Source organism: Diplocloster modestus (assembly GCF_019042245.1).
Classification (GTDB): domain Bacteria; phylum Bacillota; class Clostridia; order Lachnospirales; family Lachnospiraceae; genus Diplocloster; species Diplocloster modestus.
On sequence record NZ_JAHQCX010000002.1, the window covers coordinates 21,526 to 47,263 of the forward strand.

At 46.7% G+C, this 25,738-nt stretch carries 20 protein-coding genes; 3 read left to right on the forward strand and 17 right to left on the reverse strand.

Annotation, left to right across the window (positions count from 1 at the left end; translation table 11 throughout):
- Nucleotides 1-109: 109 nt before the first annotated feature.
- Nucleotides 110-1,189 (forward strand): LacI family DNA-binding transcriptional regulator, encoded by a 1,080-nt coding sequence (locus tag KTH90_RS02955; RefSeq protein ID WP_158355482.1) that lies wholly within the window; start codon nt 110-112, stop codon nt 1,187-1,189.
- A 448-nt stretch (nt 1,190-1,637) separates the two neighbouring features.
- A complete protein-coding gene (locus KTH90_RS02960; protein ID WP_238726225.1) occupies nt 1,638-2,819 on the forward strand; it encodes a glycoside hydrolase family 3 protein in 1,182 nt (393 codons plus the stop codon).
- 140 nt (nt 2,820-2,959) lie between these two features.
- Here KTH90_RS02960 and KTH90_RS02965 read toward each other — a convergent pair whose 3' ends face one another.
- The 12 genes from KTH90_RS02965 to KTH90_RS03020 form a co-directional block, all read right to left on the reverse strand.
- A complete protein-coding gene (locus KTH90_RS02965) occupies nt 2,960-3,934 on the reverse strand; it encodes an ABC transporter permease (protein ID WP_238726226.1) in 975 nt (324 codons plus the stop codon).
- The gene (locus KTH90_RS02970; protein ID WP_158355485.1) at nt 3,924-5,429 is read right to left on the reverse strand and encodes a sugar ABC transporter ATP-binding protein; all 1,506 of its coding nucleotides are present in this window, start codon (nt 5,427-5,429) and stop codon (nt 3,924-3,926) included. Before KTH90_RS02970 ends, KTH90_RS02965 begins: the two co-directional genes overlap by 11 nt.
- 109 nt (nt 5,430-5,538) lie before the next feature.
- Entirely contained in the window at nt 5,539-6,603 is a 1,065-nt protein-coding gene (locus tag KTH90_RS02975; protein ID WP_158355486.1) for a sugar ABC transporter substrate-binding protein, read from the reverse strand.
- Nucleotides 6,604-6,687: 84 nt separating this feature from the next.
- A complete protein-coding gene (locus tag KTH90_RS02980; protein ID WP_158355487.1) occupies nt 6,688-7,398 on the reverse strand; it encodes a cyclase family protein in 711 nt (236 codons plus the stop codon).
- A gap of 332 nt (nt 7,399-7,730) precedes the next feature.
- Entirely contained in the window at nt 7,731-9,248 is a 1,518-nt protein-coding gene (locus KTH90_RS02985; protein ID WP_238726227.1) for a sugar ABC transporter ATP-binding protein, read from the reverse strand.
- A 16-nt stretch (nt 9,249-9,264) separates the two neighbouring features.
- Nucleotides 9,265-10,038, reverse strand: a complete 774-nt coding sequence (locus KTH90_RS02990) for a DeoR/GlpR family DNA-binding transcription regulator (RefSeq protein ID WP_158355490.1) — start codon at nt 10,036-10,038, stop codon at nt 9,265-9,267.
- A 139-nt stretch (nt 10,039-10,177) separates the two neighbouring features.
- Nucleotides 10,178-13,834 (reverse strand): transporter substrate-binding domain-containing protein, encoded by a 3,657-nt coding sequence (locus KTH90_RS02995; RefSeq protein ID WP_238726228.1) that lies wholly within the window; start codon nt 13,832-13,834, stop codon nt 10,178-10,180.
- 214 nt (nt 13,835-14,048) lie between these two features.
- On the reverse strand, nt 14,049-15,374 hold the full coding sequence (locus KTH90_RS03000) for an AGE family epimerase/isomerase (protein ID WP_158355492.1): 1,326 nt from the start codon (nt 15,372-15,374) through the stop codon (nt 14,049-14,051).
- Nucleotides 15,375-15,388: 14 nt separating this feature from the next.
- Entirely contained in the window at nt 15,389-16,339 is a 951-nt protein-coding gene (locus KTH90_RS03005) for an ABC transporter permease (RefSeq protein WP_158355493.1), read from the reverse strand.
- 84 nt (nt 16,340-16,423) lie between these two features.
- On the reverse strand, nt 16,424-17,917 hold the full coding sequence (locus tag KTH90_RS03010) for a sugar ABC transporter ATP-binding protein (RefSeq protein WP_158355494.1): 1,494 nt from the start codon (nt 17,915-17,917) through the stop codon (nt 16,424-16,426).
- 37 nt (nt 17,918-17,954) lie between these two features.
- Nucleotides 17,955-18,941 (reverse strand): sugar ABC transporter substrate-binding protein, encoded by a 987-nt coding sequence (locus tag KTH90_RS03015; RefSeq protein ID WP_158355495.1) that lies wholly within the window; start codon nt 18,939-18,941, stop codon nt 17,955-17,957.
- A gap of 228 nt (nt 18,942-19,169) precedes the next feature.
- Nucleotides 19,170-20,171 (reverse strand): LacI family DNA-binding transcriptional regulator, encoded by a 1,002-nt coding sequence (locus KTH90_RS03020; RefSeq protein ID WP_158355496.1) that lies wholly within the window; start codon nt 20,169-20,171, stop codon nt 19,170-19,172.
- A 265-nt stretch (nt 20,172-20,436) separates the two neighbouring features.
- Between KTH90_RS03020 and KTH90_RS03025 the strand changes: the two genes are divergently transcribed.
- On the forward strand, nt 20,437-21,036 hold the full coding sequence (locus tag KTH90_RS03025) for a hypothetical protein (RefSeq protein ID WP_158355497.1): 600 nt from the start codon (nt 20,437-20,439) through the stop codon (nt 21,034-21,036).
- Nucleotides 21,037-21,146: 110 nt separating this feature from the next.
- On the opposite strand, the gene KTH90_RS03030 is transcribed toward KTH90_RS03025, so the two are convergent.
- From KTH90_RS03030 to KTH90_RS03050, 5 genes are all read right to left on the reverse strand, one after another.
- Entirely contained in the window at nt 21,147-21,407 is a 261-nt protein-coding gene (locus tag KTH90_RS03030; RefSeq protein ID WP_158355498.1) for a helix-hairpin-helix domain-containing protein, read from the reverse strand.
- A gap of 50 nt (nt 21,408-21,457) precedes the next feature.
- A complete protein-coding gene (locus KTH90_RS03035; protein ID WP_158355499.1) occupies nt 21,458-21,895 on the reverse strand; it encodes a DUF3788 domain-containing protein in 438 nt (145 codons plus the stop codon).
- Between the two features lie 139 nt (nt 21,896-22,034).
- Nucleotides 22,035-22,400, reverse strand: coding sequence for a hypothetical protein (locus KTH90_RS03040; RefSeq protein ID WP_158355500.1), 366 nt, complete (start codon nt 22,398-22,400; stop codon nt 22,035-22,037).
- Nucleotides 22,401-22,460: 60 nt separating this feature from the next.
- Nucleotides 22,461-23,534 (reverse strand): 5-methylcytosine-specific restriction endonuclease system specificity protein McrC, encoded by a 1,074-nt coding sequence (gene mcrC, locus KTH90_RS03045; RefSeq protein WP_158355501.1) that lies wholly within the window; start codon nt 23,532-23,534, stop codon nt 22,461-22,463.
- Entirely contained in the window at nt 23,527-25,671 is a 2,145-nt protein-coding gene (locus tag KTH90_RS03050) for an AAA family ATPase (protein ID WP_158355502.1), read from the reverse strand. The genes mcrC and KTH90_RS03050 overlap by 8 nt, the downstream gene beginning before the upstream one ends.
- Between the last annotated feature and the right edge of the window lie 67 nt (nt 25,672-25,738).

Genomic DNA, 25,738 nt, shown 5'->3' on the forward strand with positions numbered 1-25,738 from the left:
TAATTTTTTCATTTTTTTCAAAATGAGTCTATACTTTTCCTAATTCATGTGTTACAATTATTTCATGAAAATATTATGTAAATACATAATTCAAGCGGGGAGAGGTTAAATGGAAAAACAAAAAATGAAAATAACTGTTCGTGAGGTTGCCGCCCGTGCCGGGGTTTCCACAGCAACCGTCTCACGTGCCTTTAATCATAAGGGTATCGTCAATCCAAAAACGTACCAGAGCATCATGGAAGCTGCCACCGCTCTGGATTACAAGCAGGAAGCCGCCGAGGACATCTCTCCTGCCCGGGTGCCGGTTGTCTCCTATACTAATAGGAACATCCGCAAAAAGGCTGTGGAAAAGCGTCTGCTCATCATTAACATTCCTTCCATATCCAATCCATTTTATACGGAAATCATCAATGGAATTCAGTCTTCAGCTTTGAATCACCAATTTGATTTCCTGCTCTACTCCGGGCATATCAAGGAATCCAGCATAGACACATTTTTGGAATTAGTGGATTATGTAAAAGCCCAGGGCGTCATCCTCTTAAACCTGATCTCAGAAGAACTCTTAGCCCGTATTACCGAACAAATCCCGGTGGTGCAGTGCTGTGAGTACACGCAGAACGAATTCGCCTCCTCGGTTGGGATCAACGATTTCACCTCCACCCAGCGCGCGATGGATTATTTCCTGTCCACAGGTAGAAAGAGGATCGGGTTTATCAACGGGCCTCTCAGCTACAAATTCTCCCAGAACAGGCTTCAGGCTTACTATAAAGCCATGGAAACCGCCGGCATTGAAGTTCAGCCACAGTGGGTCATCCAACTGCCAGATCTGAGTCCGGATATGGCGTTCTCCTCGGTCGTAAAGCTTCTGTCCATGCCGGATGCGCCGGACTGCTTCTTCGCGGTGTCCGACGTGCTGGCCGCAGCAGCTATTCGGGCCGCTCATTATTGCAGGCTTAAGGTTCCGGAGGATATTCTGGTCATCGGCTTCGATAACACGGACATCTCTCATCTTACCACACCGTCCATCACTACGGTGAACCAGCCCAAATTCCAGCTGGGCTTCCTGGCCTGCGAACTGCTCTGCGAGAAAATCCGGAATCCGGAATCCGAGGTAAAGCATATGCTGCTCAATACGGAACTGATCCTCAGGGAGTCCACGGCCGTCGGGGCTTTTACGGCCGGGGGATGATGATGTTTCAGGAGGAAAATGTGTTAAATTTTGCCCAATGCGCGCGATTTCATTGGGATAGAAACCATTACAAATGAAGAGGCAATGGTGTAAAAGGCAATAAAGAAAAAGATAATTACGAAAAGAAAAGTAACTTAAAAGACTTACTGCAACAGCAGTCGGGCCTATGCAGCCCGGCTGCTGTTGTGTTCTTTCATGCGCCGCCGTTTTACTGGTTTTTGGGAGGGAGCGTCAAGGGAGTGAGCGTTAAGGTCGCAAAAAGTAGAATTTTGTACTATACTATCAGTATAGAAAATTGAAATGAAGAAGCCGGCTGCGGGTTCGCACAAGTGTCGTAAAAGCGGAAAGCTTTTGGCTTGCAATGGATTGGACAGCTCACTTAGCTATAATAAAATACAAATCATGCGGCAAGATATCGTTTTTCAGAGCCGCAAAGGAGGTACAAAACATGAAACTCTTATCTTTCGGCCTTCCGATATTGGTTCTTCTTGTCGGATGTACCATATTAACCGGATGCATGAGCACTCATAACCCGAAGCCAGAAGCCTCTTCACCAATCGAAACAAAAGTTCCTGAAACAGACTCTCCTGAGACAGATGTTCCAGAATCGGACTCTACAAACAAAAGCCAACTGGAAAATATGGTCCATGACATGTCAATCGAGGAGAAGGTCGGGCAGATGTTTCTGGTCCGCTGCCCGGAAAAAGACCAGCTTGACAGCATTACTGACTATCATTTAGGTGGGTATCTTTTATTTTCCCGCGATTTTAAAGGAAAAAACCGCCAGCAGCTGATGGAAACCGTAGAAAGTTACCAGGATCTTTCCGATATTCATCTTTTCATTGCCGTGGATGAGGAAGGCGGATCAGTGAACCGTCTGAGCAGTAACTCAGCGTTCAGGGAGGAACCGTTCCTATCCCCGCAGGAACTATATAAAAGCGGAGGGTTCGACCAGATTATCCGGGACACCCGCGAGAAGTCCGGTCTGTTAAAATCACTTGGTATCAATGTAAATATGGCGCCTGTATGCGATATCTCCACGAACCCGAAAGATTTCATATATGGCAGAACCTTTGGGAAAGAAGCAGAGGAAACGTCTGAATATGTACAGGATGTCGTGAAAACCATGGCCGAAGAACAGATCGGTTCTGTTTTGAAGCACTTTCCCGGATACGGGGATAACGCAGACACCCACACTGGGATCGCGCATGACAAACGCAGTTATGATACGTTTGCCGACAGTGACTGGAAGCCGTTCGAAGCAGGCATCGGGGCAGGAGCCAACGCTGTTTTGGTTTCCCACAATATCGTGGAAGCGATCGATTCTGAGTATCCGGCTTCCCTGTCTTTGAAAATGCACCAAATCCTGCGTGATGAACTGAATTTTGACGGCGTAATCATGACCGATGATCTGTATATGGACGCAATCAAGGACTATACCGGCGATGATGAGGCGGCTGTGACAGCCGTGTTAGCCGGGAACGACATCCTGTGCTGCACTGATTTTCAGCAGCAGATCCCTGCGGTAGTCCGTGCAGTCGAAGAAGGCGTGATTCCGGAGGCCCAGATAGATGCGTCCGTGCTGCGTATATTGAAATGGAAACAGGCGATTGGTCTTATTCAGGGGTAGTACCTCTGTTCTGCCAAGCCTTGATACTATACACAGCCAACGAGAGGGGACTGGCACCTTTCGGCAGTAAAGCTAAAACTTCGAGCAGCTGCGTAGAGAAAGGGGCCTGTCCCCTCCCATCTGGCATTAGTAACCAATGTTTATATTTTCTGTTTTCTCATGGTATCCACGTAAACAGCAGCGATGATGATAATCCCCTTAACCACCAGTTGTACAAAGGAATCCACTCCCACCAGATTTAAAAGGTTGCTGATCGTTCCCATGATCATACAGCCGACCAGTGTCCCGAACAGGGTTCCGGAACCTCCGGTTACACTGATTCCGCCGACGATGCACGAGGCGATCGCATCCAGTTCCGCTCCCTGCCCGATAATCGGTTGTCCGGAATTCAGACGCGAGCTCAGGATTATACCAGCGAACGCGGACAGCAGTCCGGACAGGATATACACACAGAATATCGTCCGGTCCGTATTTATCCCAGAGTATTCTGCCGCCGTCAGATTATCACCTGTCGCATAAACATGGCGGCCAAATTTCGTTTTGTTTAACAATACCCACATGATCAAAAACGCAATGATCATATATACCGCCGATATGGGGATCTTGCCGATAAAGCCACCCCCGATTTTCTGGAACAGTTCATCCGAAATCAAAACCGGCCGTCCTCCGGTAATGATGTACGAAATACCGCGGATAATATTCATTGTAGCCAATGTAACGATAAACGGCGGCATTTTCATCTTCGTAATGATAAATCCATTCATCGCTCCAAACAGGGTTCCGGCGGAAAGGGACAACAGCACCGCTAAGACAGCCAGGACTTGGAACCAGGCTACCAGCACAGTTGTCAGGCAACCGGCCAATGACATAAAGGACCCTACCGACAGGTCAATTCCTCCGGTTAGAATCACAAAAGTCATACCAAATGCACACAGCGCATTGGTGGTAATCGTCCTCAAAACATTCATCTGATTATCAAAGCTTAAAAATTTGGTAGATAACACGCAAGCTAGTACAAAGAGGCAGACAAACGCCAGCAGGATGCCCGCATTTATCTTCAACGCGCTCATAACATTGATTTTATATCTGTAAAAGCGATTATTTTTATTCTTCATCCTTTTTCACCCCCAATGCGCAGCGCAGTAATTCTTCCTGATCCAGTTCCTTTTGTTCCATGCATGCCACAATTCTCCCCGCTCTCATCACGTAAACCCGATCGCACATATTTATAACCTCCGGCATTTCTGATGATACCATGATGATACTGACTCCATTTTTTACGAGCTGATCCATAAGGGCGTAGATCTCAGCCTTAGCTCCCACATCGATTCCCCGGGTAGGTTCATCCAGAATCAGGATACTCGGAGATATCGCCAGCCATTTGGACAAAACCACTTTTTGCTGGTTGCCACCGGACAAATTGATCACATGCTGCTTCCCGGAATCGGCCTTGATATCCAATGTGTGTATGTATTTTTCTGCAAGTTCCTGTTCCAGTTCCAGATTCACAAACGGAAAATGAATAAATTTTCTCAATATCCCCAAAGTGATGTTAAACGAAACGGAGTGGCGCAAAATCAGCCCCTGTAACTTTCTATCCTCTGGCACCAGTCCAATTCCAGACGCCATGGCATCTTTCGGAGCAGAAATTCTGATCTGTCTCCCGTCAATTTCTATCTTCCCCTCTCCAAACGGTGCGATTCCGAACAGGACCTGCATCAACTCCGTTCTCCCCGCCCCGACAATGCCAGAGAAACCCAGGATTTCCCCTTTTTTCAAATAAAAGCTCACATCTTCAACACGGCGGTCTTTTCTGGTCAAATGTTCGACCTTCAACACGATATCCCCTTGTGGATGCTCCGTTTTTACATAGTAGTCGATCAGCTTATGCCCGACCATTTTCTGGATCAGTCTGTCCTGATCAATGGCCACAGCGTTCATCGTATCCACGTTTTTCCCATCACGCAGGACCGTAATCCGGTCACAGATCTCGGAAATCTCCTCCATCCGGTGAGATATATAGATGACTGCGATCCTCTGCCTCTTCAGATTCCGAATCAATCGGAACAGACTCTCGACTTCCCTTTGTGATAAAGCTGCCGTCGGTTCATCCATGACGATAATATTGGAATGGATTCGCAACGCCTTGGCAATTTCCACCAGCTGTTTCTGTGCCGTTCCCAGCTCGCGTGCTTTTACATAGGTACTGAATCCTGCGTCTACCTGTTTCAACAGCTTGTCTGCCATCTCATGCATTTTTCTGCTGTCCAGAAGTCCGGTTTTTTTGACCGGCTCACATCCCATAAATATATTTTCAGCCACAGTAAGCTGCTCCGCCAGCGCCAACTCCTGATGGATAAAGCTGATCCCCAGGCGGATCGAATCCTGCACGCTATGTATTTTAATTTCCTGGTCTTCAAATACAATTTTTCCGCTATCTACCGTATAAATACCCGCCAGGCACTTCATTAATGTGGATTTCCCCGCGCCGTTTTCTCCCAGCAACGCATGGACTTCTCCGGGATATAACTCGAAATCCACACCTTCCAGTGCCGGTACTCCGCCAAAGGACTTATGAATCCCTGTCATCTTTAAAAATACGCTGCTCATATGTTGTCCCCCTATTGCCCTGTTTCATCGGGAAACGTCCTGCCGTTTTTGATTTCTCTGCGGCAGGACGTTTCACTGGTCTTTTCGAATCGTCACACGAATGTGTATTCTATTCGCCCAGGAACTCTTTTGCGTTTGTCTCATCGATAAAGATGATCGGCACCTTGGTCAGCCAGCCACCGTCTATCTCTTCCCCATTTAATACGCGGTACATATTTTTTGTGGATAGTATGGCCAACTGATCCGGCTGTTGTTTGGCAGTCGCAGTCATTTTCCCCTCACTGATCGCCTGGATCGCGTCGATATTTCCGTCCACACCGTAGACAAGCGTACCCTGAAGCTTACCGGCCGCTTCCAGCGCCTGCACACATGCCATTGCCGCCGGGTCATGATAGGCAAACACACAGTCTATCTTATCGTATTTTTGAATCCAGGTGTCCATCAGCGCCAGCTTGGCTTCCAGGGTTTCGGGATTCGGCTGATTCACTTCCAGCAGATGCAGGTTAGACTGATCCGCGATCGCATCCTGGAAACCCTGCACCCGTTCAACAGCAGCCGTATTGGTCTCAAAATCCATGATTAAATAATTCTTCTCCTCGCCATTGGCGCGTTTGGCAAAATCAAGCCCGCACTGATAACCGCCGTCATAATTATCCGATACCGTCTGGGATACCAGAATGTTCTCTTCCTCTCCCACATCCAGAAGCATATCCGCGGCCGCCACTACTATGCCTTTATCCGCCGCTTCTTTTATGGACTGGATAGGCGCCTGATTATCGCAGGATTCCACCACGATCCCGTCTACATTCTGTGCTATCAGATCGCTTAAACAGGACATCAGTTTTCCCGGATCATAATCCGCGTCCAGTACCACCGCTTCATCTCCATTCTCCTCGACTACGGAACGGAAACCTTCTTCAAAGATCTGGCAGTGCGGATTCGTTCCGGAAATAATCACACAGCCTATGGTGCGTTTTTCTTTGGTATCCGAAGCCACATCCTTTGATTTCTCCCCATCCGATGTTGAATCCCCTGCAGGCTCTTGTTGTGTCGTCGCAGGTGCAGAATCTTTGGAGGCATCCGTTCCGTTCGACCCGGACGTTTCCGACGAACATCCCGCCAATAATGTTCCCGACAAACATACAGCCATAAAAGTAAGCCAAAACTTTTTCATTTAAAATCCCCCTTTGAAACGAACTTGATATGTACCATTTTAAGAATAGTTCCGTCTGTGAAACTCTTAGCCTTAACTATTTCATCACTTCGATATCGCCTTACGTGCCGCTTCTTCCGCTAATCCTTCTTTTCTAATCGCTATTACCCTGACCGGACTCGCTTCGATGCCTTCGATCGGCAGCGGAAGCACAAATACGATATACTGATTACTTTCCACTTTCTCCAGATTTGTCAGGGATTCCACCAGTGGGATATTGGCCCGGAATAATGTACAGTGCCCCGGCTGGTTCTTCGCACCGATATCCTCGATCCCAGCCGCGTCAGTACCGATGCAGATGACCCCTTTTTGGATGATCCAGTTAATTACATCAATGGACAGATACTGATAATCGCACCAATGTTCCGGATCCCGAAACAGTTGATCCCTGCCGGTTTTGAAAAATATGATATCACCTGCTTCAATCTGCTCATCATATTTCATCATCTCGTCCAGGGTTACTTCTGTAAAAGGTTCTTTATCGGAAATATCTATCAAAACCATATTCCCGCACATCTGGTTTACCGGGAACTGCGCCACATCCAATCCATCCTTCAGATGATGATAGGGAACCTCCACATGTGTCCCATTATGTGTGCACATATCAAGACGGCTGATAATATACCACACATCATCATCATGCTGTAATTGCGGCATAAACTCTGTCGCGTCGCTGGATCTTGCCTGGAATTCAAAATTCGCCTCCCTCCCCGGCAGCAGACGCTGTGTCAAATCCACAAAATACTCTTTCCTCATAATTCCCTCCTGTTCGTTTTTCTTTTTAATTTTTAGTTTTTTTTCTGTTTACTTTTTTATACTATCATAATTTTATTTTTTATTCAATATTTTTATTTTAATTTATTATTATTTGTGGATATTTCATTTTTATTTTTCCTTTTCGCCACATTCCCCCCATATATGTCAGCACTCATTCATATTTCCTTCTGGCCTTTTGTGCATTTTATAGAAAGGGCCATGTTCTATTCCCATTTTGGGCACTAAAAAAGAAGCCTGATTAAAGCTTCTTTTCCATAACTTATTCCAAAAACGGAAGCCGGCACATGAACCGCAGCTGTCCCCGCACTTTCTTAAAAACAGGCTTTGCCATCACTGCCGCTTGCATACATAAGTATCTTTAAACTTGTCGCTTCCTCTCCATTTAGCTCTGCCTGAATCTTCCCATCATAGATCACATAGATCCGATCACACATTCCGATCAATTCCCGCAGATCCGACGATATAAACAATATCCCATGTCCCTGCAACGCAAACGCATTCATCATATTATACAACTCGACTTTAGACGCGATATCCAATCCTACTGACGGATCATCCAAAATCAACATCTGTTTCCTAGAAAAATGCAGTTTGGAAAAGGCAATTTTCTGCTTTGAACCCCCGCTTAAGTATTTAACCGGTATATTGGGATCCACATTCTGAATGTGCATCCGGTTGATATATTGATATGTGTTTCTCACAATTTTATCCTTATGCAGAAAACGTGTTCTGGATTGTACTCGTTTCAGATTCATTATCGTAACATTAAAAAAAGTATTTAATTCCTGAAAGAGATTCTCATCCGAAATCCCGCTCATAAATATGACACCTTTTTTTACAGCGTCACTGGGCCGCTTACATACAACCGGCTGCTCTTCCAGATACACCTTCCCGCTTTTAACCGCGTCCGAACCGTTCAGAAGACGGGCCAGACTGGTTTTTCCAGCTCCCTGAAGCCCTGCGAGCCCGACAATTTCTCCGGACCTTACGGAAAGGCTGACGTCCTTTACTGTATTATGTTCATTACTTATCCCTTCTGCCCGAAGCAATATGCGGCCGGGGCAGGAACCTCTGGCCTTCGGATAACGGTTCCGGTAGTCGATCCCTGCCATTTCCTTAATCACTTGCGGAATATTTTCTCCTTCCAGTCCATGGTACTGAGCTCTTAATTTACCGTCTCTTAATATTAAAACTCTCTCCGAAATCTCCCTGACCTCGTCAAGCTTATGGGAGATAAATACGGTTGTAATACCCATTTGTTTGAGTTTTCGAATAATTGAAAATATTTTTTGGACATCAGCGGAGGAAAACGATGCTGTGATCTCATCCATAATAATCATTTGGGATTCAAAAACAATCGCCCTGGCCAACTCTATCATCCGTTTTTGAAGCAGCGTAAGAGTATCTACACGGACAGACAGATCCAAATGAACCTCCAGCATCTGAAAGACGTCCTCGATTTTTTCCTGCTGCACATAACGGTTGACGAAAGGTGTATGTCCGTGACAAAGCTCATTTCCCAAAAATATATTATGCTCAACACTTAAAGACGGAGCCAGCGCTGGCTCCTGCATGATCATACTGATTCCAAGTTTCATCGCGCTGCGGGGTGTTTCTATTTTTTTCTCTTCCCCATGGATAAAAATCCGACCTTCGTCCGGCTGATAAATTCCGGCCAATATTTTCATAAGCGTGGACTTTCCCGAGCCATTTTCACCTAAAATAGAGCAGATCTCCCCATGATAAAAACTAGCATGAATATGGTCGAGAACCAGATTTTTATGGAAAGATTTGCAAATGTTCTCAATACAGATCCATTCTTTTTCCATACCCAACCCCACTCTTTTAATCACCGTACGCGGTTAACAGCTTAATATCCTTTTTAAAAAAATAGTCTTTATATTCTTGAGGAATCCCTTCATTAGTGACCACCGCGGTAAGACCATCCAACGGTGCGATCTGGTGCAGCGCCTGATGGTCGAATTTTGTTTTATCTGCCAAAAGGATTACATTCCTGGATATCTCCATGATCTTTCTGGTGATTTCATGAACATACAGATTATTGGTGGTAATTCCCGCCCGGATATCCACACAGTCCACACTGATAAAGGCCTGGTTAATGAACATATTCTCCAGATCCGCACAGGTCTTGGGCCCTGTCGAGAAGGCTGTTCCATTGGTTTCCTGTACGTCTCCTCCCAGTATCTGTACCGAATTCACTTTATTCATCAAGATAGTCACTGCATCTATATTATTTGTTACTACCGTCATATTCTTATGCCTGCTGATATCTGAGGCGAAGATTTTACAGGTTGTCCCCTGCCCGAGAAACAGACTCGTGGAATCCTGCAGCAAATTGGCGGCCAGGCCGGCTATATTCTTTTTTTCTGCATAGGAGCTTACGTTACTGACAAATTCAACCGGGTTCTGATGCTCCTCTTCGGTTAGAATTGCCCCGCCGTGCACTTTTTTCAAAAAGCCTTCTTTTTCTAATACATCCAGGTCTTTTCTAACCGTTACATCACTCACATTTAACCTTAATGCCAGGCTCGTAATATTTACCTGTTTCTCGTCCAGCAGTATCTGTTTGATCAAATTAATACGTTGACTGGCAAACAAACGCTTCACCTCCTTTATTCAGCCACTTATTCTTACGGACATCGGTGCTTCGGACAAATGCCGCATCTTCGTATATTATACTATCATAAATTTCGCATCGCAAGTACAAGTACATCCTGACATCTTCTATGAACATACTTCACAGCAGCCATTCCGCCAGGGTCTCGCACAAACGAGAGAAGTCAATCGGTTTCGACACGTGTCCATTCATCCCCGCGGCCAGTGCCCGGTTAATATCCTCCGTAAAAGCATCCGCCGTCAGGGCAATAATAGGGATGGCCGCAGCCTGGGGATGTGTGCCGGCGCGGATGATCTGCGCGGCGGCATAACCGTTTAACACCGGCATCTGGATATCCATCAGAATAGCCTGATAGGTCCCTTCTTCCGACGATTCAAACCGTTCTACCACTTCCTGGCCATTCACGGCACCGTCAATCTCAAGTCCATACCCGGTCAGTATCTCTCTGGCGATCTCCATGTTCAGTTCATTATCCTCCGCCAGCAGGATCCTTCGGCCTTTGAGTCCGTAGTCCGTTTTCTCTTCCACTTTCGTTCGTTCCAGCGTATAGCGCCGGCATACATTGGAGAGCACATCAAACAGAGAAGACTGGAACACCGGCTTTAGTATCGTGTCATCGATCAGCCCTGCAGCCTCCTGCGCCCCGCAGCCCACATAGGCGACTGCGATCAGCGCGGGTTTCCCTGGAGCTGCTGCTTCCAGTATCTGTTCAGCCGCTTTCTGCCCCTGAATCTTAGGGTTATCCCAATCAATAAGGCACAGATCGTAACATCCGCCCTTCTCTTGGTTACAAGCGATCTTTTTCAACGCGTCTTCTGTTTTCAGAGCCATATCATACGAAATATCGAGCCTGTCAAGCAGTGTCTCCAGGTACTGGTAATCACCGTTCTCATCAAACAGGACCAAAACATGAAGACATGAAAAATCATAGACCTTCTCTATATTCTGCCGAATTCCAGGAATGCCAAAAGAAAGATTCACCGTAAACAGGGACCCCTGCCCTTCCTCCGATTTTACATCGACAGTTCCATTCATCATGGAGATCAGATTTTTTGTAATGGACAATCCCAGACCGGTACCTCCGAATTTCTGCGCCGTAGAGGCATTCTGTTGTTCAAACGGTTTAAACAGCCATGACTCATACCCTTTCGGCATACCGATCCCGCTATCCTTTATCCGGAACTGAAGATACACCTTTTGGTCATCCGCCGATTGCTGTAGAATGGAAAGCGTCACCTGACCTCCCTCAGGGGTGAACTTCACCGCGTTTGACAGAATATTCATGAGAATCTGGTTTAATCGAAATTGGTCTCCCACCAGCTCTTCCTCCGTCAAATCACTGAGACGCACCCGGAAATTTACCCCTTTTTTGGAAGCCTGCGTATGAAAAATTGAAGTGATTCCCGACAAAAGTTCCCGTATATTAAATACTTCGCTGGCAATTTTCATTTTACCGCTCTCAATAGCCGAGATATCCAGCACATCGTTGACGATATTCAGAAGCTGCCGGGCCGCAAATTCAGATTTGTCCAAGCAATCCTTCGTTTTATCCGGATTCTGCAGATTGGATACAGCAATCGTCAAGTATCCCAGGATGGCGTTGAGCGGTGTCCGAATCTCATGGGACATACGCGACATAAAAGTTCCCCGGGCTTCGCTGCCCTGCTGAGCAGCCGCCAGGGCATCCTTAAGAGCCTGACGTTTCTCCTGTTCTTCCCTCTTTGCCCGGTCAATGTTTTTAATAAAAACCATCAAGCTTGCGCAAGTCTGTTCATCCTGCGGTACCCCCTGAAGCGTGTAGGAAAACCACTGGTATGGTGCATTCGGATTCTGCCTGACCCGGCACTCAAAATAGACCTCTTCCCCATTTTCTGCCAGGCGTCCCATAGTCTCCTTTTGAACCAATTTATCCACGCTTTCCTGCTCCTCCGGATGCAGGCCATATATCTCCAGGCTTCCTTCCTCCAGAATCTTCTCCCGGCATATGACTCTTCCATCGTCCACCTGATAGTACCAGCATCTCTTCCCGTTGGATTCGATCTCGATCACTTTGTCGTTCGCCCTGCAGACATAGGAAATAAACCGTTCCAGCTCCCGCGCTTTTTCCCGCTCCAGTTTAAGATTCTTCTGCCTGTATATATAAAGGATCAAAATGATGGCAAAGCAGGCCGCGGTACCCAGCAGCACAATAAAGAGGACCGGGTGCGCATACAGGAAGCCCATCAACGACATATCGGTGGTAAATTCCGATGTCTGTTCCAATACAATCCGGTTAATCTCATCCGCGCTCATGCTGAGTACGGCTTTATCCATGACAGAAAAGAGCAAGGCGTTATCCTTGCTGACGGAAACCGCAAAACTAAGCCCATACCCCGGCACCAGCTGTTCCTTGAACCGGCTTTGGATATCAGCATTCACAAGCCGCTGGGCTATATAGGTCTGAAAAAAGGCCGCATCCTGCCTGCCGCTCAATACTGCATTCAGACAATCCTGGGTCGTTTCGTAGCGGGCAATCGCGGAATCACCGAACAGCTGCGCCGCATATTCTTCCACCACGTCGGAATTGCGCATTACAGCCACAGACTTCGGATGTCCGGCAAAATTTTTTAATGTAACAATAGAAAGCGGAAGTTCCAGATACGGATCCGTCACACGCAGCCCCCGGCTCTCCGCATCATTAAAGTCGGACGTCCCATCAAACCGGACATCCGCTTCTCCCCGGGCCAGCAGTTCCCTTGCATCTACTGTGGGAGGCGTCTCCACGAATTCATAGGGAAGCCCGGTCCTGCTCATTACTTCTCTTGCGATCTCCGGAAGAATCCCCCTGGCCTCCCCGTCAACAAAATAAGAAACCGGCTCCCTCCCCGAATTGATCGTTACTTTTACTTTCCGGCCGCTCTCCTGCACAGACTTAATATAGCTGCGTTCTTCCGCTGTGAACGAGATCTCATCTCCGCTGTCTACCGTGTAATACCGGTCATTCAGGATCGATTCCAGATCCTGATGTTCTGCTTTGAGTTTCCCGATGGCGTAGTTCACCTGATCCAGCAATTTTTGATTACCCTTCTGGACCATAATATAATACGGTGTGTCATCAAACGTGGCAATGACCCATTCATTCTCGATCTTTCTCAGGTTACTGGTCAACGCGACATCGATCTCATACCCCTGTTGAAGTGCATCTGCGAGCATCCCGCTGTTTTTATAATAGACAGGCACATAGGTGAAATCATTCTCCTGCGCGAATTGACGCAGGTTCTCATTCCTGCTGTTCCCTTCCATCAGGCCGACACGTATCCCATCCAGCTGCGAATAATCGTCCACCATATAACGATTATTCCCCGCTTTCACAGTCAGGATAGCCGCGCTGCTCCCGATCGGCTGGTCGGAAAAATCAAACCGCTCGAGACGTTCCGGGGTCTTCCTGGCAGAAGTCAGCAGATCGATCTCACCAGCCTCCAGCATATCCTGCATTTCATTCCAGCCCTTGTCATAACCAACATATTCATAGGAAAAATCCGTATAGCGGGCCAGATATTGGAGGTAGTCATATCCATAACCGCTGCGTTTCCCCTGGCCGTCAATCATATGGTAACCCTCAAACGCAAAAAAACCAACCCGCACCGGTTCAGACTTTTGCGCTGCTTCCGAATAGGCCGCCCCGGCGGCCTGTTCCTGCTGGCCGGCCCTGGCCGTCATTTTGTCATTCGTATAGCACAGCGCCAGTATGACTAAAGCAGCCAACAGCCACCGCCCCTTATATAAAGACTTTCTCACTGTCGCTTTTCCCCTTCCCCGAACCAAATGAAACTCCTGATTATTTATTCTCAGCATACGCCTTTCCGCTTCTCTTATCAATACTTTTTTCCGGGCTGATTCAGGGTTATTATGGGGGATTTTGAAGTATGGGCGTCACATCTTAAAACTCGCAATACAGGAGCGGCCGGCACAAAGTTCCTCACTTTGTACCGGCCGGCTTCAGTTTTCATGATTAACACAGATTTAGAATCTTTTCCAGTCTTCTCTTACATTCCAGCATGGCCCTTCCGGTATGGTAGATTCCTTTCCAGGCGTTGCCGATGCAGCCCACCAGCACCTCACCGTTTCGGGATACCAGCTGATACCACTCGCCGGCCTGATGGTTGATGAAATAACGGCTGCAGAACCCCCAGGTCTTTAAAAAGGCATCCAGATATTTCTCTTCCTTCAGATGTTCGTAACCATCCAGATATCCGACCAGGGCTTCGCAGTTTTCCCACCATTCCTTCTCAAGCTTGGTCGCCTCTCCCACATAAGGTCCCGCGTAATATACGCCGCCGTATTCATAATCGAAACCATACTTCAAAGAATGCTCTAACAGTAATTTGCCGACGTAATCATATGTGTGATAGGGGTTGCCAAGTACGTCATTTGCCCGGTTTAAGAGCCATACCAGTTCGATATTATGCCCATAGAAGGTGGTGTCCACCGCATCCGCGATCTCGGAATCCGCTTCCCGGTCCTGGGTCCAGGTCCTGGGGATACTGACCGCCGGACGTCTAACCAGCTCGGGCCCGAACTGGTCAAAACCGCAGCCGATGTTTAGATCAACCATCTTCTGTAAGACCAGGTCGATCACCTCCTGCAGTTTTCGTCTGTGAATTTCCAGACCGCTGCATTCATAGAGTGTCGTATAGGCTTCCAGCATATGCATATGGATGTTCAGGGACTTGATGTCACCCGCTCCGGCACCGTAAGGCGCCTTGCTCCAGTCCGGTTCCAGGTTTTCATAATAACCGCCGTTCAGGGTATCGGCCGCATATTTCTGAAGCAGGTCAAATGTTTTGGACGCATAGTCCAATGCCTCTTCCTGTTCTTCTTTCGGAGCACTCAGCTCCCGGAGCGCCAGCGCGTATTCGCTAAGTGTGTAGATGGCAAAGGTCTGTCCATAGATCACTTTGCCTCCGTCGATCTTTGTTCCGTCTAGTTCAGTGGTCCAGTACCAGCCGCCGTAAGTCTGATCCCAGAAGTGTTGAATCAGGAATTTCACCCCCTGGGCAGCGCAGGCAAGGTATTCCTTACTCTGATATTCCCTGGCCAGGATGGAAAATCCCCAGATCATCCTGGTCTGTGTAACCAGCATTTTTTCCCTGTCTCCCAGGGGATTCCCGTCCTGGTCAAAATCCAGCAGATAGCCGCCGTATTGATGATCGATGCCGTTTTTGATCCAGAACGGCAGAATTCCTTGCTCCAGGTTTTCTTTTATACCCTGATACGACGCTTTCAGTGCTTCGCTTCTTTTGGCGTCCACTTCATTTATTTGTGTATCTGTTTCCATATCTTTTCTCTCCTTCATGCCCTGTGTTTTAATTTCCCGACGTTTTTATCGAAGCCCACAGCCAGCAGCAGCACGCAGCATTTTACCACCATCTGATAATACTCGCTGATTCCCATGATCAGCAGGCCGTTAGACAGGATACCCATAATCAGCACACCGCAGACCACTCCCTTTAGCTTACCTTCTCCTCCGCTGACGCTGACTCCGCCCAGGACTACAGAGGTGATAACATCCATCTCATACCCGTCGCCCAGCGCGGCCGGTCCGGTATTGATCCGGGATAACAGGACAATGCCCGCAAAACCGGCAAAGATCCCATTTAATATATAGGTCAGGATCAGAGTCTTATTCACATTAATTCCACACAGCCTGGCTGCCTCCGCGTTTCCGCCGATACTGTAAAGGTAAGTACCGTAAGGCCGTTTGGTTAGCAGGCACCAGCCCAGCAGCAGAACTGCCAGCATACACAGCACCGGTATCGGGATGATCCACAGATACCCCTGTCCCAGCAGGGAGAAGGATTTCGGGAATCCATAAATAGAAATACCGCCTGTGATAATATAGCAGATCCCTCTGCCTCCGGTCATGGTCGCCAGTGTGGTGATTAACGGCGGGATCGACAGCTTGGTAACACATAATCCATTGATCGCGCCGATGAGTACCGCCGCCAGCAGGCCTACTGCTACGGCTGCGTACATATTCATGTCCATTTTCACCATCAGGTAGGCCACCAGGGTCCCGGTCACTCCAATCACGGAACCGACAGACAAGTCGATCCCACCTGTTAAAATAACCAGCATCATTCCCACTGAACATATTCCGATGATGGATACTTGTCTTAGTACATTCATGACATTGCTCATCGAGAGAAATCCAGTTGCAAATATTGAAAAGAAAATTACGGTTATAACCAGAAAAATTACGGTTGCATATTCTTTATAAATAGCTGCTCTTGTCTTCTTCATGCTTTCCTCCAGTGGCGCATTTATTGCGCCCTTCGTTCAGGGATGGGTGAACTTCTCGTTCGCCTCTTTTTCGTTCTTTCCGGCTCATACAGCCACGCCCGACGCTCTTTTCAGAATAATCTCCTGGTCAAATTCATCCGGATTTTCCAGCTTTCCGGTGATCCTGCCTTCAGACATTACGAGGATGCGGTCCGACATTCCCATAAGTTCCGGCATATCAGAAGAGACCATAATAATGGATTTTCCCAGGGTTTTAAGTTCGTTCATAAGCGAATAGATTTCATACTTGGCACCTACATCGATTCCCCGGGTAGGTTCGTCAAACAAAATGATATCCGCCTGCGCCAGCAGCCATCTGGATATAATCACCTTCTGCTGATTGCCCCCGCTTAAGTACGCAACCAACTGACCGGAGGATGGCGTCTTGATTTTCAGCCGTTCAATATTTTCGTCCACCTGCTTACCGATATTTTTTCTTCTCAGGAACAGCCCTTTACAGTACTGGGAAAGTATCGGCAGTATCATATTGTCGCTGACTGACAGATTCATCAGCAGGCCCTGCCCTTTCCGGTCCTCCGTTACCAGCACAATTCCATGACTGATCGCATCCTTCGGGGACCGCACCGTAATCTTCTTTCCGTTTTTCTGTATCTCTCCTCTGCAGGGATCACAACCGAAGATCGCCCGCAGGGTCTCCGTCCTGCCTGCGCCGACCAGGCCCCCCAGCCCAAGGATCTCTCCCGATCGGACGACGAATGAGACATCGCTTATCTTGTCGGTTGTGATGCCGCTGACCTTCAGCAGCTCAGCAGCTTGTGGATCCGGGGTTACACGGGGCGGATACTGGTTGTCAATGCTGCGTCCGACCATCAGCTTAATCAGTTCATCCACATTCGTAGCCTGTACCCGCATAGTCCGGATAAACCGCCCGTCCCGGAATACTGTACAGCGGTCACAGACCTCGAAGATTTCTTCCATTCGGTGGGAGATGTATATGATGGAGACCTGCTGTTCCTTCAGAACCCGGATGGTCCGGAACAGGATCTTTACTTCTTCACTGGTCAGAGGCGCTGTCGGCTCATCCATAATCAGGATCTTCGGAGTATCCAGCAGAGCTCTGGCGATCTCCACCATCTGCCGGTAGGCCATCGTTAAGTTTTCTACCTTTTCCCGGACATCCATCTCGATTCCCAGGGACCGGATCATGTTCTCTGCCCGACGGCACATTTCCTGTTTATCTGTTTTCCCTTTGCTTATGATCTCTTTCCCCAGAAAAATATTTTCATAAACCTTAAGCTTCGGTATCAGGTTCAGTTCCTGATAGATCATATTGATCCCCAGCTTTTTCGACTGCTCGATATCAAAGTGGTCATACTCCTGCCCATCAAACCGGATTTTCCCCGAGTTTGGTCTGTTTACTCCTGTCAGCACTTTCATTAATGTAGATTTGCCTGCGCCGTTCTCGCCGACCAGGGCATGGATTTCACCGCGTTCCAGTTCGAATCCCACATCGTCAAGCGCCAGCACCCCGGGAAATTTCTGGGTAATATGTTCCATTTTCAGCATACAATCCGCCATAGTTTTCTCCCACTTCCTGTAGAATCTTCTTCTCTATTTATTTAAAATACTCATCAATATTGTCAACCGTCACGGCTTTGGCTTCGATGAGAACCTGATCCGGAAACTCTTTTCCGTCAAACAGCTGCTGCATGATCTCCACATCGGTTACACCATGAAGACGGGGAGTGATATCTACGGTTACCCGGTATGCGCCTTCACCGGCATCTTTTTCTTCTTTGATGGTATTTAATGCTTGTTCAACGGCGTTGACTCCTCCAAATGCCATATTGTCCAGATCCATACCTGCGGATTTGGCAGCCTCATAAGCCCCCAGGATGGAATCGTCGTTGGAACCCATGATCAGGTTGATATCCGGGTTGGATTGCATAATGCCTTCCATATTAGCCATTCCTTCTTCCGCCGTAACCCCTCCGAGGGTTCCCGCTTCATTGATAAAGGTAATGCTCCCTTTACTGTATGCTTCCTCTGCGCCTTCCCGCATTCCCTGTTCACGGATCATGACATTCTGGTCATTGATGGTTCCAAAGGTTACACCCTTTAAGTCTCCGGAGAGATTAGCTTCACTCCACTCCCCGATCGCTTTGCCAAGCGCGTATCCCATCTCATATTCTCCGGCGGAAACAAAGGCCTGGATGTTCTCGATGTCAGTGGAGGAGCCGATCACCTTGATGCCGGCATCGGTCGCTTCTTTGATAATGTCCGGCAGTGCGGCCGCGTCCACCGCTGAGATAATAATACCGTCATATTTCTGGTCTATGTATGTCTCAATAGCGGCCAGTTGGGAAGCTACATCCATCTTAGGATCCTGTACCGTACATTCCCATCCCAGTTCCTGGCATTTTTCCTTTATGCCTTCGGAGACTTCCACAAAATAAGGGGATTCCAGCGTCATCGTGGTATAAGCAATCTTTTTACCGCCATTTCCATCGTTCTGGGCTGAGCTGTCTGTCTTACCGCATCCCGCAGCAGCCAAAAGAACCATAACCAAACTTAAAACCAGGCATAAACATTTTTTCATCATATTTGTTCTCCTTTTTCTTTTTCTAAAACGTTTTAGATTATGTATTTAACCTACCACACCTGTTTTACATTGTCAACATTATCGTTATATTTTGTCATATTGCATATAATTCAATTCATATTTTTGTATATTTTGAATTATGAATCTGCATTTTTTAAGATCTATACGCAAAAAAAGAACATGATTTTTTTCATGTTCTTCATCCTTTCCTTTCTAACACGTTTTAGATTATTTTGTAGAATCCCGGGTAATCAACTCCCCCGGCAGCAGTTTTTGTAAGACCTCTTCCGTGTCGCCTTGTACACGTCTTTCCAAAAGTGTTACCGCTTCCTGGCACATTTCCTCAATGGGCTGCTTCACTACAGTCAGAGGGGTGTACAGGATCGAGGCATATTCCAGGTCATCGAAACAGGATACGGCAATCTGTTCCGGGATCGAAATTCCATTATCCCGCAGCTCCTTCATAATTCCCATAGCGGTAAATGCGTTGATGGCGATGATCGCATCGGGATTTTTCTGCAGAATTTTATTTCGGGTAACGAGAACACCATTCTCGATATCAGGATCAATCTCAATAATGCAGTCCTCCGAAAGATTCAGGCCATGGTCGCGGAACGCGCTGCAAAAGCCCGACACCCGGCGTTCCACATGTAGAAGCGACCGGTTTTCCACCACAAAGATTATATTGCGCTCGCCGCTTTGGATGAGATAATCGGTCAGCTCATAGGTCGCCCGCTCCAGATCCGTCATCACCGTATCGGCTTTGATACCCTGGTAGCGGCTGGTAATGAAAACGAACGGAATCTTCAATTCCTGTAGTTCGTACAGGTGGCGCAGATCCCCTTCCCCGTCCCGGGCCGGCACCAGGATAATGCCGTCAACCCCCCGTTTGATCATGGAGTCTACGATCCGCTTTTCGTTGGCTACTTTGTTATTGGAAATTCCCAGGGTCAGATTCATGCCCCGCCGGTCCATCTCCTTTTGCATATTATAGGCCAGTTCGCCGTAGAAGGGATTAAGGATGTCAGAGACGATCAGTCCTATGGCATTGGCTTTCTGATTAATCAGGCTGCGGGCGATCTGGTTGGGACGGTAATTCAGTTTCGAAACGGCATCCAGAACTCTTTTTTTTGTATTCTCATTGACACCCGGCCTGTCGTTCAGGACCAAGGATACGGTGGCAGTGGATGTGTTGGCTAATTTTGCCACATCTTTTATGGTACATCTCATAAAGCGGCAACCTCCATTTTAAAACGTTTTATATATAAAAATATATTAATTGGTTTTTATGGGTTTGTCAATAGATATGATCAGGGTTTCCCGAAAAAACTGAGTGTTGGCTGTCAGAGGAGTGGAGGGATTTTAAGCATTTTGCATAATTGTTTTGTCTGATTTGGTATGATAATATGGATAAGTACAGGAATATCCGTGATGAGATTATATTGGTGCGGCTGTAGTAACAATACTATTATAAATCTTAAAAGGAGGTGAGAAAATGACAGAAGAAACAAGGTTGATTCTTGATAAAATTGGACAGTTGGATCTACGCCTTAACGTGATGGATTGTAAGTTCGATAAGATCGATCAGCGCTTTATAGCGATAGATCATAGATTCGATAAGATCGATCAGCGCCTTGATGAGATGGATTGCAAATTCGATAAAATCGATCAGCGCTTTACAGCAATGGATCATAAAATCGATAAGGTAGATCAGCGCCTTGATGAGATGGATTGCAAATTCGATAAAATCGATCAGCGCTTTACTGAGATGGATTGCAAATTCGATAAAATCGATCAACGCTTTACAGTGGTAGATCATAAGTTCGATAAGATGGATCAGCGCCTTAATGGGATGGATCTGAGATTTGATAAGGTTGATAACCAAATCAATCATATTGGTCAAAAATTAACGGAAGTTCAATTAACTTTAGAGAATGATGTAAACAAAAAAATCAGTATTATCGCAGAAGGGCATCTTGATTTAAGCCGAAAACTGGACGACGCTTTGACGTTTGGCAAAGAAAATGAGATTATGCTCTTAAGGGTCACCACCTTGGAGAATGACATGCGGCGGGTAAAAGCAAAAACAGGATAAGTATTAAATGTTTGACTTTTGAATCCAAATAACTGTTCATCAAACTTAGAATACGCATTCAATAAAGGATCAAAAAGTACAGAACTCATGTTAGCCCTGCACTTTTTGTGTCATGTATTTTCATTATTATCTTTCCAGTTCCACCATTTCAGCTTTTCAGGCTCAGGGTTCTTCTCTGATGCATAATAAACAGCACAGCGGTATACGTAGAGCTGACACCGGTCTATCTTACAGCCCTTCATCAGGCATTCGCGTTCGTACATTTCTTCCGGATCCGCATTTTTAAGCGACGCTACCGTAGTATAACCCAGCATCAACAGATCTTTTTCCGTCTCTTTTCCCACACCGGGGATTTTTCTTAACTCACTCATCCAATGCTTCCCTGCCTTTCTCCGTTCCTATGCCTTCTGTTACCTATGATCTACGTACTCTTTTTTCTAACTTTCACTCGGGTCTGAATCAGTTCTTTTACATCCATCAGAATCTGTTCATCGGTCACATCGATCATCAGCCATCTGCCGCCATTGAACACATCAGCTCTGGCATATAAGTTCTGCACATAAGCGGTACAGGTATTCAGCAGCAGTTCTGTCTCTGACGCTTCCTTTCTTCCGATCGAGACCATGCAGGTAAAGAAACCATCATCCGGGTATAAGGTACACAAGGCCCTGCTGCTCTTTCTATATTTTACATTCCAACCGGGCTTTCCGGAGCAGCGGCTGTATTCGATCTTTGGCGACACCTGGTAGGTGTCTTCCAGATATTTCCTTAAACGGTTCCAACAGTCACTGTGGACGAATGCGTCGATTTGCTCCAAGTCCGGCTGATGATTCATGTCATACAAATTGCTCCATTCCATATACCGACCTCCTATTTATCATGATATTAATTTTATCATATCAAACATGACAACAGTGCGTCATATTCCTTTCTATCCACATTTCATTACTTGGAATTTCACCTAATTACTTTCATACTCATATGCTTCTCTTTCGTACTCAATTACTTTTCTTTCTCAATACCGTGACTGCTACGTAATGCAATATCTGAAACTTTTCCGGTGCAATATCTGCCAGCCGCTGTTGATGTTCCTGTTCAAAGGCAGTTACCTCCTGTTCAGACAATGACGCTCCGATTCCCCGGCAGGCTTTCATTCTTCCATTCCAGGAATCACGCGTAAATGGCACGGCTACATCAAAGATGTCTCTTTGTTCCATTTCAAAATAAGTCTGATAAACATTCGGAATATCAATGTAATGGCGTTTTTCCCCGCATCCGGTCCAGTTCGGATTATATTTTAACACCAACTCTTCGCTTTGTCCCGCAATCGGATCCTCATAAGGGAGCCAGGCCATATAGAGCACTGCAAATCTTCCCTGTTCAGAGCCAGTCCTATCTCCACAGGCTTCCACATTCCTTCGCGCTCATTTTCTCTCTGTGTATACTGGAATGCCAAAGTAAGATTCTACGATCTGATCCAACTGTTCGACAATCCCTGAGAAGGGGGTATTCAAATCCAGCGTCTTTACACTGATTTTATTTCTCCCTATGGTAAAGGCGCAATCCGGAGTTATCGTCTCCTGTGTTTTCGCATAAAGCAGCATACCCGCCACATTTCCGGTGTTGCTGCTATCCTGATTTTTTACATAGGCGAAGATCTGATACAGATTTTCCGAATGAAACTTCCGGCTGTCATACTGACTTCTGTACTGCATCGTATGTGTATAATACTTGGTATCAAGGATCAGTATTTTCTTCTGATGGCGCAGGGTAATATCGGTCTGCATGATAGGGAGGAATTCGCTCACATCCTCATCCACATTCCAGGATATCCGGGAAGCGGCGGCTCCGAGATTAGGATAGTGATACCGATAATACTCCAGCACAAATTTTTCATACAACCGCGACATCCGCTGTTCATCCAAAAAGGCCGCCATCCGGAACCGACCTTTGTCCGTGGTTAACAAAAGTCCCGCAAGCACAAAATAACAGATATTTAACAGCATCCGGTAGTTCAGATTATTTTTATGAAAACTTATCCTGCTCCACTGAATTCCGGAGGGAGGAAGTGTATCGACGCCGTACAGATACAGCAGGACTTTTTTTAAAGCCTTTTTATGGTCCGGACTCACGGTAGGCTGCTGTAACAAAAAGACAGCGGTTGTTTTCAAAATCTGATTATAGATATTATTTTCGGTCAGCTCATCGTATTCACAGGTAAGTCTTTGCCTTCGCTGTAATCTGTTTCGAATCGTTCCCTGAAGGTCCAGTTTTCCGCGCAGCGTGGTAAGCTCCTCGCATTTGCCGCTATACTCCCGGTACAGTCCCTGCTTCAACTGCTGCGCCATCCCCTTGGCCAGTATCGCTGCGAACAGATCCTGTATATTCTCAAATTCCTCCGACGCCACTTCCTCGTAGTTGGACTGCCGCAAGACCTGAAACGCATAGGTTAACATGTAATATATATTTTTGATGAGTATTCCCTTATCTTCAGTCATGGAAGACACCACGCAGTATGTTTGACCAATGCTGCAGCTTGGAGGGTTCATCGAACCAATACTCACTCAGCATCGGGAGGATGTCATATTCAACAACTTCCATCATCCATCCATCGCTGCACTTGGTCTGCCCGCAAAAATAGCTGTGACCGATACAGAATCCCCGTCCCAGTGAACGGTCCGCAGCGATCTCTTTATTGAGCTCACTGATTCTCTCAATGAGAGTATCGAATGTACTGTTATCCATTGTCTGCTGATAAGCCCGGAACCCCTCGGAATGAAACCCCGGTTCCATTTCAAAGAAACTGAATCGGCGGCGCAGCGCGTAATCTATCATGGCCAGGCTGCGGTCCGCGGTGTTCATCATTCCTATAATAAATAGATTCTCCGGAACTGAGAATGGCATGCCGTTATAGGCCAGCGTAGTTTTCTTGCCGCGATAATCTTTTTCAATTAACATAAGAAGTTCGCCGAATATTTTACTCATATTTCCCCGATTTATCTCATCGATGATAAAGAAAAACGGCTGATCAGGCTTATTCGCCGCCTTCTGGCAAAAGCGGCAGAAGATACCGTTCTGCAATTCGAAACCATCTCCCCGGGGCCGGTACCCCATCACGAAATCTTCATAGGAATAATTCTGATGGAACTGTATAAATTCAATACGGCTGTCGTCTCTTTTCTGCATCATCACATAGGCAAGCCTTCTGGCCGCGTAGGTTTTCCCTACGCCTGGGGCTCCCTGCAGGATCAGATTCTGTTTGTTTTTCAGCAGGGAGAGAAGGGTATCCAACTGTTCCCTTTTCATATAGACTTCCTGAAGGAACTTTTCTTTTGAATAGGGCTGGACCTCCTCTCTCTCCGTAATTGGATTCTCCTCACGGATCAAGTCCATGATAAAATCATACTCCCCTTTGGTCAGCTTAAAAAGGCTGCCCTGCGGGTTTATGAAATATTCCATCCTCTCCAATTCGGCACAGCTTTTGAGCGCGGCATAGCTGATGGGTGTTGGAAGCCCTTCTGTTTTCTTAAAATAAAGATTTTCACCGTCACTTTCCCTCACAATTTTCGCAATCGCCACTACCTGTTTTACCGGATAAGACTCGTAGCCAATGACATAATCACCGGCCCGAGCGTCCAGGAAATTCTGAAAAATGCGGCGCTTATTTCCATTATCATTATAAAGGGTGTAGCTCTGCGTCTCCCCAACGCCGATAGCTGAAAAACTCCAGATTTTTGGATTTGCGTTCAGCCACCAGTATCTGCGGACAGCCGCCTGATTACTCATGAAAGCCTCCAATGTTATATCAAAGTATGGTTTCAGGATCAGTTTTTCAAACAGGGACTCCTCTGGTTTCCCTATCCTAATGCAGGTGGAATTATCATTCGGCGTCCACCACTTTTTCGTGTTTTTATATGGAGAAAGGTCTTTTGATTTGGCAATAACGGAATATGGCCGTTGGTACCAGCCCTCTTTCTTCTCAGGATTCAACACCGCATCGTCACTTGTGATCCGGCCCAGCAGGCGGATGCTGTTACCGCAGCACAGATAGAAGTAATCGCCCTTCTTCATGGACAGCATAAAATTTTCGCCCTGGCTGATTTTTGAAATGGCCTTGGCTTTCGTATCTTTCTGAACGACAACCACTTGCTTGTCTTCAAAGATTTTCGCTTCGGCCGCAGAGATAAAATCGGGGCCGTGGCTGATTTTCCAGAAAGCCGGTGAATCGTCCGCATATAACGGGACACCAGAAAGATCAAATTTTTCCAGCGCTTCCTTCAGCTCGTTGCGCAGTTTCCAGATGAAACCGCCTTCGGTGTCTTTGTCGGCCTCTTTCCCCAGATACAGGATCGGCCACCATTTAACATTGTCATCCTCCGTTTTCATGACCGGACAGCCGGTCCGGTTCGCCACGCGCCTGGCCAGGGATGAGGATCCCGCATTATAAAAATTCCTGGTTCCTCCATATTTTATAGAAAGCTGTGTGCATGTGGCCATGCCGCCGTAGTCTTTGATGCGTTTTACGATCTGAAGGCTGTTGGCTGTAAACACGGTTTCATCAGACAGAAGATTAAACCATGTGTCGATTGTAATATGAGGATCATAGTCCATCGGATACCAGGTTGAATGTACCATTTTATTACACCTCCTTAGCAGTTTCCGGTATATACATATTTAAATTTTTTCTTCACATATCCGGCTA